Below are 11,021 nucleotides of genomic sequence, written 5' to 3'. Positions count from 1 at the left end.
CCAGACGTCTTTCCGTGTGCCCCGCCCGCCTCGGAGGGCGGCTTGAGCGCGTCCGCCCTGACGCGGTCCTCGTCCTGTTGCAGCACGTCCGCCCCGCCCCGTACACGTCTGCGAGCCGCGCCGTGCCGGGGGCCGGGTGACCGTCATCGCGATCCGAAGGAGGCGGCAGCATGAAGGTGCGGGTCGACCCGAGCCTGTGCCAGGGGCACACGCTCTGCAACATGATCGCCCCCGACGTGTTCGAACTCGACGAGATCGACGGCCATTCCTCGGTCGTGAACGAGGACGTCCCCGTCGACGAAGAGGCGCGGGTGGCCGAGGCCGTCAATTCCTGTCCGGAACGGGCGATTTCCGCTTTCTGACCAGGTGCTCCTCGACGACAAGGAGGACGACGCGGTGAGCGAGGACGAGCGCGAACGCAGCCGGTACCACTTCGACCGGCACACCCCCGAATACCGCCACCGGTTCGAGTCCATCACCCAGGAGATGCACGCCAGGTGCCCCATCGCCTGGAGCGACACCTACGACGGCCACTGGGTGGCGGCGGGCAACCAAGAGGTGTTCGAGCTGGCCCGCCGCGCCGACGTGCTGTCCAACGACCATGACGTCAAGGGCGAGCGGCGCGGCTACCGAGGCATCACGATTCCGACGCCCGAAATACTCGGCAGAGCCGGCTTCCTGGAGATGGACCCGCCGGAGCAGCGTCACTACCGCCAGGCGCTCAACCCGTACCTGTCTCCGGCCGCGGTCAACCGCTGGCTGCCGTTCGTGGACGAGGTGATCCGCGCCTGCCTGGACGAGAAGATCGAGGAGGGTCGCATCGACTTCGTCGACGACCTGGCCAATGTCGTGCCCGCCGTCCTCACCCTGGCCATGATGGGCATCCCCCTCAAGAAGTGGACGATCTACAACGAGCCCGTCCACGCCGCGGTCTACACCCCGCCGGACTCGCCCGACCTGCCGCGGATCAGCCAGATGCACATGGAGATGGTGCTGGACCTCATCTCCGAGCTGGAACAGATCCGCGCCGACCCCCGTCCCGGCCTCATCGACGCGCTCGTCCGGGCCGACATCGGCGGCCGGCCCCCGGTCTTCGAGGACCTCGTCGGATCGCTGGTCCTGATCATCGGCGGCGGCTTCGACACCACCACGGCGCTGACCGCGCACGCGCTCGAATGGCTCTCCGAGCATCCCGGCCAGCGTGCGCGCCTCAGCCGCGAACGCGACACCCTGCTCAACTCCGCGACCGAGGAGTTCCTGCGCTTCTTCACCCCGGCGCCGGGCGACGGGCGCACGTTCTCCGCCGACTGCGAGATCGCCGGCACCCGTTTCAAGGAAGGCGAACGCCTCTGGCTGTCGTGGGCGATGGCCAATCGGGACGCCTCGGTCTTCCCCGAGCCGGACACCCTCGACCTGGCGCGCACCGGGAACCGGCACAGCAGCTTCGGGCTGGGCATCCACCGCTGCATCGGCTCGAACGTGGCCCGCGCCGTCTTCAAGCGCATGCTGCTGCAGGTGCTCGACCGCATGCCCGACTATCGATGCGAGGCCGAGGGCACGGTCCACTACGACACGATCGGCGTCATCAACGGCATGCGCCACCTGCCTGCCACCTTCACCCCGGGCGCCAGGCTGGGCACCGGACTCGACGAAACCCTCGACGCGCTGCAGCGGGTCTGCGACGAGCAGCGGCTCGCCGAACCGGTCACGGTCCGCAGGACGACGGCGAAGATCGAGCGGTGAGACCGTACGCCTGACCGCGGCCGTTTTCCGGCCGGCCCGGCGCCGCGGGCAGGCCGAGGCCCTCCAGTCCCGGCTCGACGCCACTGCCCTGCCGAGAACCCGTCAGGGACGCGGTAGGTTCCGGCGTGAGGAAAGGCGGTGGCGTTGTGGGTGAGCAGGGGCGGATCTCGACGGCGAAGGAGGCGGCCGACCATGAGCTCATCCTGGCCTTCGGGCGGCTTCAGGGGGCTGCCAACCGGCTGGGGTACATCCTCGGCAGGGCGATCGAGGAGGAGTGCGGCATCAGTCATCTGATGTACGAGGTGCTTCTCATCCTGGCGCGGGCGGGCGGCCCAGGGCTGTCGATGAGGACGATCAGCCGCGAGCAGGTGCTCACCACGGGCGGGGTGACGCGGCTGGTCGATCGGATGGAGGCGGCCGGTCTGGTGGAGCGCTCGGGCGATCCCGGTGACCGGCGGGGGCGGCTGGTACGGCTGACGCCGCTCGGGGAGGAGACCGCGGTGCGCGCGTCGGAAATCCACCTGGAGAACATCAAGCGCTTTTTCCTCGAGCCGCTCCCCGCCGCCCATCGTGAGCGTTTCGCCGAGGACCTGCGGCTGCTCAGCCACTCGGCCCGGGACATGCTTCCCCGCCTGCGCTGAGCCTTGCGACTGAGACCGAGGTCACACAGGTCACGAAATATCTGACAAGTCAGATACTGTTACCTCAGATGAATCGCTCGCGCAGGGCGGGCGCCGCATCCCTGAGGTTCCCATGAGACTCGTTTACGTCTTCGACGCGTACTGCGGCTGGTCACACGGGTTCTCCCGCACCCTGCTGGAGATCACCGCCAGGCATCCGGACATCCCCGTGGAGGTCGTCTCCGGTGGCCTGTTCACCGGAACCGGCCGGGTGCCGATCGGCAGGTTCGGCTACATCCGGGGCGCGAATGCCAGGATCAGCGAACTGACCGGCGCCGAGTTCGGCGAGGGCTACGAGCGGCTGATCGCCGGCGGCGCTTTCGTGATGGACTCCGAGGCCGCCGCCCGGGGCGTGGCCGCCCTGCGCCAGGCCGTCCCCGAGCGGGCGGCGGAACTGGCCGCGGCACTCCAGAACGCCTTCTACATCGACGGGCACAGCCTGTCCGAACCGGACACCTACCGGACGGTCGCCGAGGCGGCCGGCCTCGACGCCGACACCGTCGCCGCCGCCTTCCAGGCGCCGCAGGCGCACGCCGCCGCCGAAGCCGACTTCCGCCGCGCGGCCCAGCTGGGCGTGGACGCCTACCCCACCCTGCTGGCCGTCGACGGCGACACCGTCACCGCCTTGGCCCGCGGACAGGCCACCGCCGACCAGGTGGACGAGCGACTGGCGGCTCTGCGCGCCTCCCGCACACCCCGATTCTGATCAGAAGGAGACCCCCATGAGCACGCTCACCTTCAAGATTCTCGACCTGGACTTCCCCGTCGGCAGCAAGAACAAGACCGCCACCTTGGTCACCGGTGACAGCGACGCCCTGCTGGTCGACGCCGGCTTCACCCGGGCCGACGGCCACCGGCTGGCCGCCGAGATCCTCGACTCCGGCAAGAAGCTGACCACCGTGTTCCTCAGCCACGGCGACCCCGACTTCTACTTCGGCGCCGAGGTCATCGCCGACGCCTTTCCCGAGGCGAGATTCGTGGCCACCCCGCTGGTCATCGAGCACATCCACCACTCCTACGAGGGCAAGCTCAAGGCCTGGGCGGCCGCCGGGGCGAACCTGCCCACCCGGCTGGTGGACATCGCCCCCCTGACCGGTGACATCACCCTGGAAGGCCGCCGCTTCGAGCTCAAGGGCGGCCCCGCGCAGCTGCCCGACCGCCACTACCTGTGGCAGGCCGAGCACCAGGCCATCCTCGGCGGTGTGCTGCTGTTCCACCGCGAGCACGTGTGGGTCGCCGACACCCCGACGGCCGAGCAGCGTGCCGCCTGGATCGCCGTACTGGACGAGATGGCCGCGCTCGACCCGCGGCTCGTCGTGCCCGGCCACCGGCTCCCCGGCGCGCCCGCCGACGCCGGCGCCATCGCCGGCACTCGTGAATACCTGGTCGCCTTCGAGGAGGAGCTGGCCAAGGCGGCCGACGGTGCCGCGCTGACCCGGGCGCTCGTGACCCGCCACCCCGGTCACGGCATGCTGATCGCGGCGCAGATCGGGGCGAAGGTCGCCAAGGGCGAGATGACCTGGGGCTGAGCGGCATGACGAGCCAGAACGTGGATTTCGCCACCTCCGCCGCGCCCGCCGACGTGGTACGCCGCCAGTACCTCGCCTCCGCGGCCGGTGACCTGCGGGCCCTGCGGGCCACGCTCGCTCCGGATGTGGAATGGACCGAGATGGCAGGCTTCCCCCTCGCGGGCACCTATCGCACTCCCGAGGGGGTGACCTCGAATGTGATGGAGAAGCTCGCCGACGAGTGGGACGACTGGACGGCCCACGACGACACCTATGTCGTCGACGGCGAGAACGTCGTCGTCCTGGCCCGCTACACCGCCAGGAACAAGGCCACCGGCAAGCCGCTCGACGTTCGCGTGGCCCATCACTTCACCGTCCGCGGCGGCAAGATCGTCCGCTTCGAGCAGTATGTCGACACCGCCGAAGTCCGCGACGCCATGCGGCCCTGACCGCTCGGCACGGACGTGCCCGCTCCCCCTGCCGTGGGCCATTCCGCGTGGAACCGGGCTCAGGCGAGGTCGGCGAGATCCTCCTCGGTGAGGGCGATCGACCGGGCGGCCAGGTTCTCCTCCAGGTGGGCCGCGGAGCCGGTGCCCGGGATGGCCAGGGCGACCGGGGACAGGGCCAGCAGCCAGGCCAGGGCGATCTGGTGGGCGGTGGCGCCGTGCCGTTCGGCGACCTTGGCCGGTCCGGGGTTGTCGATGTCGGTATTGCCGCCGCCGAGGGGGAAGAAGGGGACGAAGGCGATGCCGGCCTGCGCGCAGGCGTCCAGGACGGCCGTCTCGTCACGGTTGGCGATGTGGAAGTCGTTCTGGACGGCCGCGACAGGGGCGATCGTGCGGGCCTCGGCGAGATGGCCGGTGTCGACGTTGCTGAGGCCCAGGTGGCGGATCAGCCCCTCCTCGCGCAGTGCGGCGAGCGCCTCGAAGCGTTCGGCGAGCGCCTCGCCGTGCGGCGGCTCCATCATGCCGATGCGCAGGTAGACCAGGTCGAGGCGGTCCAGGCCCAGGCTCTCGAGGTTGGCTTCGACCTGCGGCCGGAGATCGGCGGCGCCGCCCTGGCGGGGACCGCCGGGACCGAAGATCGGGCCGACCTTGGTGGCGATGACCAGGTTGTCCGGGTACGGGGCCAGGGCCTCGCGGATCAGCGTGTTGGCGCGTACGGAGCCGTCCTGGCTGCGGTAGAAGTCGGCGGTGTCGATGTGGTCGACACCGAGCTCGACGGCACGGCGCAGGACGGCGCGGCCGGTCTCCGGGTCGCGGGCCGGTCCTGCCCAACCGGCCTGGGGCAGGCGCATGGCGCCGAAGCCGAGCCGGTCGATCGTCAGGTCGCCGCCGAGGCGGAACTGGTCGGTCATGTCTCTCCTCGTGATGTGATGCCGGCGGCGGATCAGGCCGCGCACCGGGCCGGGAACGGGCCAGGAACGGGGACGCCGTCAGTTGGTGATCACGGCGCTGCGGTGGACCCACTCGCGGCCGTGCGCCGCCTGATGCATGAACGCGGCGACGTCCGCGCGGCTGATCGTCGGGTTGCCTTTCATCGGCAGCCGGTCGTCCGCCCGGTACGAGCCCTTGGCGGGGCCGTGGGTCAGCCTGGTCGGATAGACCACGGTCCAGTCCAGCCCGCTGGAACGGATGCGCTCGTCCGCGATCTTCTTGTCCGCGTAGATCGACCGCAGCAGCGTGCGGTAGATCAGTTTCTGCTTGGTGCTCGACCAGTCGAAGGTGTGGCCGACGCCGAACGACGACAGCCACACCAGGCGGGAGACGCCCGCCTCCTTGGCCGCACCGATCAGGGCCGCGGAGGAGCGGGTGAAGAGGTCGTCGGCGGTCACCGAATTGCCTCTGCCGAGAGCGGAGACGACGGCGTCCTGTCCGAACATGGCGGTGGCGACGTCACGCTGCGAGGTGGCGTCGCCGGTGACCAGCGTCACCTGCGCGGCCAGGTCGCCCAGGGCCGCCGGGTTGCGTACGAGGGCCGTGACCGAGTCGCCGGATCGCAGGGCCAGGTCGACGACATGGCGACCGGTGGGCCCGGTCGCACCGAGGACGAGCAATTTCATGGCGAGGGAAATCTTCCGTGTGCATGCGGCAGGCAAGGTGCGGAGGAACGCCTTTCGCGCATGCATGCCGCCACCGACAGAGCTAAATGGACAGCTGTCCACTACCGGGTCAACGTATCGGACAGCTGTCCATTTAGCAAGGACGGCTCCGGGCGGCCCTCACCGCCGCCCGGGGGCACGGGCGCGCAGACCGTCCATGATGAGATCCAGGAGCCGGGTGGCCTGGGGCTGCCACTCGCCCTGGGGGTCGATCTGCCAGAGGCCGGCGATGGCGAGGAGGAAGTCGTCGGCGGTCACGCACGGGCGGATGGTGCCGGCCTCATGGTTGGCATTGAGCAGGAGTTCGATCGCGGCGATCACCAGCGAATATCCCGGCTTCGCGGGGGCTCCCGTCGCGCCGGTGGCCTGGCGCAGCGCGTCGGCCAGACCGGTCTTGGCCATGGCGAAGTGGGCGAGGCGGTCCATCCACTCACGCAGGGCCTGGTCGGGTTCGCGGCTCTTCAGCAGTTCGGATGCGCTGTCGGTGAGCTGCTGCACCTCGTGGCGGTGAACCTCCAGGACGAGCGCCTCACGGCTGGGAAAGTTGCGGTAGAACGTGCCCTGCCCGACGCCCGCCTTCTTGGCGATCACGCTCAGCGGGACGTCCGCGGAGCGGGTGAGCTCGGCCAGCGCCACTTCCAGGATGCGCTCGCGGTTGCGCTGCGCGTCCGAGCGCTGAGGCGCGTCCTTGTTCGGCTCCACTCGTCCTCCTTCGGGCCCGCATCCGACCCCTTGCCGACCGGGCAACCGTTTGGGCCCCGATACCGGATAGCTGTCCGATTCGCTCCACCATAGCGGCGGACCCGCCCGGCTTAACGGCCGATGGGCGTCGGCGGCACGGCAACGAATACTCGCCGCACGGTTCGGCGGCGGTGTCCGGGGGCTCTACCTCCGGCCTGCTTCGAGCGCATTCCCCGGGAAATGTCCTCGGCCTGTGCGATCATCTGACACATTCTGTTGATCAAGCTTTGCTGAGGAAGAGGCCGATGTCGACCGATATCTATGGCGCGCGCGTCCTGGCCGTTGATCCCGAGGAGCTGCGGATCAGGTTCCGGATCTTCGTCGTCTACTACGACACCGGCAGCCAGATGTACGGTCCCGAACCGGACGATCCCAGCTTCTTCTTCTCGCTCCTCTGGGAGCGAGGACCCCTCCATGACCTGATCGACGTCGACACGCGCCTCAACGGCGAGTGGGTCGACGCCAACACCCGGCGCTTCGTCTCACGCGTCGAACGACTCGACACGCGCAACCATCCCCCGACCCCGGAGCAGTGGAAGGACCTGCACGACTTCTACTACGAGCGCGGCGGCGGCTGGCAGGACGAGGACCTGCTGGTCCAGTTCGACTACGACGTGTACGTCACCGACCGGCGCTGGATCGATTCGTTCAGCGAGGGAGAGTCCTGGGGGACGACGGCGTTCCCGTACAACGCGGACGTGTGGACCACCGAGGACGCGCCGCACATCCCGGACCTCAGCGAGCCGGTCGTCACGGTGAGCCCGTTCGACGTGACGAAGGGAGAGATCGAGTACGACCACGTCAGCGGGGTGGAGTTCTCCGACGACGGCCGCTACCTGGGCCTGTGCAGCAACGAGGGCCGGGTCTGGGTGTACGACACCGCCGACTGGTCGCGGGTCGTCCACCTTTCGACAGGGGATGAGTGGATCGTGCCCCTGATGGCGTGGGTGCCCGGCGAACCCGTCATCACCCTCAAGAACTACTGCTCGAGAGCGGACGACGACGACCGGACGCAGTGGGCCTACGACGTGGACGCCCGTGCCGAGGTCGAAGCCCCGTTCCAGGCCGGCCGCGTACGCTCGCGCGACGGTGGCTACTGGACCAGCAACTACGGCAACAACGACGGCGGGTCCGACATCTGCGCTCCCGACCGGCCACCCATCCCGTCCTCGGTCGCGGGCGGCAGCTGGGACCCGATCCAGTGCGAGTCCTTCGCGGGCGACGGCAGCCGGCTGTTCCTCGGGGCCCAGGAGAACCTCTACGTCCTCGACCCGGCGACGGGCCAGGTCGTGGACAAGGTCATGGGGGCATCCAAACGCCTCTTCCAGCTCGCCGCCGGCCCGGACGGCGCCTACTTGGCGGTGGGCAGCTTCAGCCGCAAGCTGCCCTATCTGGACATCCGCGACGACAGACGGCCGCACGAGCTCTGCGTGTGGCGGACCTCCGACATGAAGATCATCATGGGTCGCCAGCTCACCACCTGGGTCGAGGCCATGGCCTGGTCACCGGACGGCCAGTGGCTGGCCGTCGCCGTGGAGCCCACCGCGAAGGGCCTGTCGTTCAGCGGCAAGTCCCAGCTCATGATCTACCGCATGGGCCCGAGCCAGCCTCCCTTCCCCGTCGCGTAACCCGTCCGGTCAGCCGAGGCCGTCGGCGCCCACGGTGACGGCCGACTCGTCGAGCACCGTGTCGGTGAGGGGTCGCGGCGTCGGAGGTGTAGATCTCCACCCGGTGGCCGTCGCGGTCGCGGAGGTAGACGTAGAAGACGTTGGAGACCCCGTGGCGGTTCGTCCTGATCCCGCACCTGGAGTCGGCGGCCATCGCCGCCGCGGCGGTGGCAGGCGGGCTGCTGACCCTCCACGTCCGCAAGAAGCCTGCCGGGTTCATCCCTCGACCGGTGGTGCGTTCACAGGCGTTCGTGACCGCCGCGGCGACGGCGGGCACGCTGTCCACCTCCTACTTCGCCCTGCTCTACACCGTGCCCCGACTGCTGGAACACCACTGCTACCAGCTCGGCGGCGCCTTCGGCCCGGCGCTGGCCACCCTCCTGCTCGCGTGAACCAACCCAGAGTCAAAGCCGACGCGTCCTAGCGCACTTCGTGCGAGCCCACCTCGTTGACGCCACGCCGTCCGATCCCCGCCCTCAACGTCGATACCTCAACGATCGCAGCGTGGCCCTGGCTGCCGGATACGGACACTCCTGATCGCCGACACTCCCGGCTCAGGGCTCATATCCGGTGTGCCACGCAGGAGCACACATCGAGCCGGCCCGTCAACCCGCACGCCGCTCGTACGGGTCGGCCGGTTCCTCGTGTAGTGAAAGACTGGACGAATCTTGAGTCGAGCCACGGAGAGTCGTGCTGGTGCGTCCACTTGTCACCGCCTGCGTTTCGGCGCTGCTGCTGTCCCTCACTGCCTGCGGGGGCGGACCCGAACCCCTGACGGCGCCGTCCTCTCCCGCCACCTCGCCACCGCCGGCATCCGGGAGGCCGGTGCCGGAGTCCAAGGCACCCGAGACCCAGCCCTCCGAGACCGAGGCGTCGACGCCTCGGCCCTCGCGCAGACCCGCGCTCGCCCGGCCCGGCACCGTGTGCGGCGAGATTCAGCCGGCCGGCGGCGGACCCATGGCCGCGGTCGCGGTCGCCGAGGGCCGCGCCGACTGCGGCACCGCCCTGCGGACCTTCCGCACCTACTACCGGCGAGACACCCCCAAACAGGGCAGCGCCGGAGTCGCGACCGTCGGCGGATGGCTGTGCACCAGCAACTCGGCCGCCCAGGCGAACATCAGCGGCCGGCTCTCCACGTGCCGCAAGGCCGCCACCAAGATAGTGGCCGACGTGATTCCGTAACTGAATTGATCAGCCCCGCCACCGCCAGGACCCTGCGGAGCCGAACACCCTACTTCGGCCGGACGTGAAAGCGCGCACCCCAGCGCCTGGCAAGCGAGACGGAGGCGTGGATGAAAACGCACGGGCCGGGTGTTGGAGCGTCCTGAACGTGAGTTGGCCGATCAAGGGATGGATGCCATGCCTCTTGCGGGTGAGTACGAACCCAGCCCGACGCCGTGGGTGCGCGAGCAAGTGGAGCTGTACGAGAGCTCCGGCGGCACCAAGGGAACGACCCTGAGAGATACGGGAATGCCCGTCATTTTGCTGACCACCCTGGGTGCCAGGAGCAGCAAGATCCGCAAGACGCCGCTGATGCGCGTGGAGCACGATGGGCGATACGCCGTGGTCGCCTCGCAGGGCGGCGCTCCCGAGCACCCCGTCTGGTACTTCAACGTCAAGGCCCACCCCCATGTGGAACTTCAGGACGGCCCTGCCAGGCAGGACATGAAGGCCCGTGAGGTGACTGGCGCGGAGAAGGCGGAGTGGTGGGAGCGTGCGGTGGCGGCGTATCCGCCGTACGCCGACTACCAGAAGAAGACGGACCGGGAGATCCCGGTGTTCGTGCTGGAGCCGCTGGACAACGACTGACCGCGCGGAAGTCTTGCTCCACGGGACGTATGGGGTCCGCGCCCGCCGGGCGTCTGTGCGTCCCGTGGTGCTTCTCCGTCGCGACGGGGTTCTCTCGCCCAAGCCCTGCGGCGGGTCCGCCTTTGCGACGTGCCCGACGGCTTCGGCCCACCTCGGCCGGAGGACGTCGCAAGCCGTCCATCAGGCCCTCGGCCGGCCGCAGGACGCTGACACGAATTCATGGGACTCTCATCCCATCACCATGTGGCTCCAAGACCCCTCCACGACGCTGGTGCCGTAAGGAGGGGGTGTCATGATCGTGGTACCGGATGTGATCATTGGGCCATCGCCTGTCACAGGCCTGCGGGAGTCGGTGAAGGCGTTCGTGGCCGATTGGGGCAAGCAGGCGAGGATTCCGGTGGAGGTGTGGGCGTTGCCGGAGGGGGCGGTTCCCCACGAAGCGGCCCTCCTCGCCTTCGCGGTACTGGTCGACGCGTTCTCGGCCGTCGAGCAGGCCACGTACGTCTCGATGGCGCTGACCGCGGGGGTCACGTTGAGGCTGACCGTCTGCGACGACGGGCCGGGGCTCGGCTCGCACGAGGTCATCGACCGGAGCGAGCTTCACGCCCGGGCCGCCGCGTTGGGAGGGCGGTACGACATCGCCTCATCGGTCGGCAACGGGACGACCGTCACGCTGGAGCTGCCGCTGTGAGCCTCCGCCCTCGTCCTTGATCACTGAACGAGTCCCTCCACCTGCGGGTGAGCGGGTCAGACCCGAGGCGGTGACGGTCAT

14 protein-coding genes are annotated in these 11,021 nt (G+C 69.4%); 11 read left to right on the top strand and 3 right to left on the bottom strand.

Features of this window, described 5'->3' with window-relative positions; translation table 11 throughout:
- Positions 1 to 170: 170 nt before the first annotated feature.
- From ACIBI9_RS05545 to ACIBI9_RS05520, 6 genes are all read left to right on the top strand, one after another.
- The gene (locus ACIBI9_RS05545) at positions 171 to 362 is read left to right on the top strand and encodes a ferredoxin (RefSeq protein ID WP_397220711.1); all 192 of its coding nucleotides are present in this window, start codon (positions 171 to 173) and stop codon (positions 360 to 362) included.
- A 4-nt stretch (positions 363 to 366) separates the two neighbouring features.
- Entirely contained in the window at positions 367 to 1,743 is a 1,377-nt protein-coding gene (locus tag ACIBI9_RS05540; RefSeq protein ID WP_397220710.1) for a cytochrome P450, read from the top strand.
- A 146-nt stretch (positions 1,744 to 1,889) separates the two neighbouring features.
- The gene (locus ACIBI9_RS05535) at positions 1,890 to 2,384 is read left to right on the top strand and encodes a MarR family winged helix-turn-helix transcriptional regulator (RefSeq protein WP_397220709.1); all 495 of its coding nucleotides are present in this window, start codon (positions 1,890 to 1,892) and stop codon (positions 2,382 to 2,384) included.
- Between the two features lie 112 nt (positions 2,385 to 2,496).
- A complete protein-coding gene (locus ACIBI9_RS05530) occupies positions 2,497 to 3,129 on the top strand; it encodes a DsbA family protein (RefSeq protein ID WP_397220708.1) in 633 nt (210 codons plus the stop codon).
- A gap of 16 nt (positions 3,130 to 3,145) precedes the next feature.
- Positions 3,146 to 3,952, top strand: a complete 807-nt coding sequence (locus ACIBI9_RS05525; RefSeq protein ID WP_397220707.1) for an MBL fold metallo-hydrolase — start codon at positions 3,146 to 3,148, stop codon at positions 3,950 to 3,952.
- 5 nt (positions 3,953 to 3,957) lie between these two features.
- Positions 3,958 to 4,380, top strand: a complete 423-nt coding sequence (locus tag ACIBI9_RS05520) for a nuclear transport factor 2 family protein (RefSeq protein WP_397220706.1) — start codon at positions 3,958 to 3,960, stop codon at positions 4,378 to 4,380.
- Positions 4,381 to 4,439: 59 nt separating this feature from the next.
- Here ACIBI9_RS05520 and ACIBI9_RS05515 read toward each other — a convergent pair whose 3' ends face one another.
- The 3 genes from ACIBI9_RS05515 to ACIBI9_RS05505 form a co-directional block, all read right to left on the bottom strand.
- Positions 4,440 to 5,288 (bottom strand): aldo/keto reductase, encoded by an 849-nt coding sequence (locus tag ACIBI9_RS05515; RefSeq protein ID WP_397220705.1) that lies wholly within the window; start codon positions 5,286 to 5,288, stop codon positions 4,440 to 4,442.
- Between the two features lie 78 nt (positions 5,289 to 5,366).
- The gene (locus ACIBI9_RS05510; protein ID WP_397220704.1) at positions 5,367 to 5,993 is read right to left on the bottom strand and encodes an NAD(P)-dependent oxidoreductase; all 627 of its coding nucleotides are present in this window, start codon (positions 5,991 to 5,993) and stop codon (positions 5,367 to 5,369) included.
- A gap of 159 nt (positions 5,994 to 6,152) precedes the next feature.
- Positions 6,153 to 6,734 (bottom strand): TetR/AcrR family transcriptional regulator, encoded by a 582-nt coding sequence (locus ACIBI9_RS05505; protein WP_397220703.1) that lies wholly within the window; start codon positions 6,732 to 6,734, stop codon positions 6,153 to 6,155.
- 284 nt (positions 6,735 to 7,018) lie between these two features.
- On the opposite strand from ACIBI9_RS05505, the gene ACIBI9_RS05500 reads away from it, so the two are divergent.
- The 5 genes from ACIBI9_RS05500 to ACIBI9_RS05480 all read left to right on the top strand — a co-directional run bounded on the left by ACIBI9_RS05500 (position 7,019) and on the right by ACIBI9_RS05480 (position 10,940).
- The gene (locus tag ACIBI9_RS05500; protein WP_397220702.1) at positions 7,019 to 8,401 is read left to right on the top strand and encodes a WD40 repeat domain-containing protein; all 1,383 of its coding nucleotides are present in this window, start codon (positions 7,019 to 7,021) and stop codon (positions 8,399 to 8,401) included.
- 140 nt (positions 8,402 to 8,541) lie between these two features.
- Complete coding sequence (locus ACIBI9_RS05495) at positions 8,542 to 8,832, top strand: hypothetical protein (RefSeq protein WP_397220701.1); 291 nt, start codon at positions 8,542 to 8,544, stop codon at positions 8,830 to 8,832.
- Positions 8,833 to 9,136: 304 nt separating this feature from the next.
- On the top strand, positions 9,137 to 9,622 hold the full coding sequence (locus ACIBI9_RS05490) for a hypothetical protein (protein ID WP_397220700.1): 486 nt from the start codon (positions 9,137 to 9,139) through the stop codon (positions 9,620 to 9,622).
- A gap of 177 nt (positions 9,623 to 9,799) precedes the next feature.
- The gene (locus tag ACIBI9_RS05485; RefSeq protein WP_397220699.1) at positions 9,800 to 10,249 is read left to right on the top strand and encodes a nitroreductase family deazaflavin-dependent oxidoreductase; all 450 of its coding nucleotides are present in this window, start codon (positions 9,800 to 9,802) and stop codon (positions 10,247 to 10,249) included.
- 292 nt (positions 10,250 to 10,541) lie between these two features.
- Positions 10,542 to 10,940, top strand: coding sequence for a hypothetical protein (locus tag ACIBI9_RS05480; protein ID WP_397220698.1), 399 nt, complete (start codon positions 10,542 to 10,544; stop codon positions 10,938 to 10,940).
- The last annotated feature ends 81 nt before the right edge of the window (positions 10,941 to 11,021 follow it).

The organism is Nonomuraea sp. NPDC050451 (genome assembly GCF_044458585.1).
This window is presented reverse-complemented; position numbering and strand designations above follow the sequence as displayed.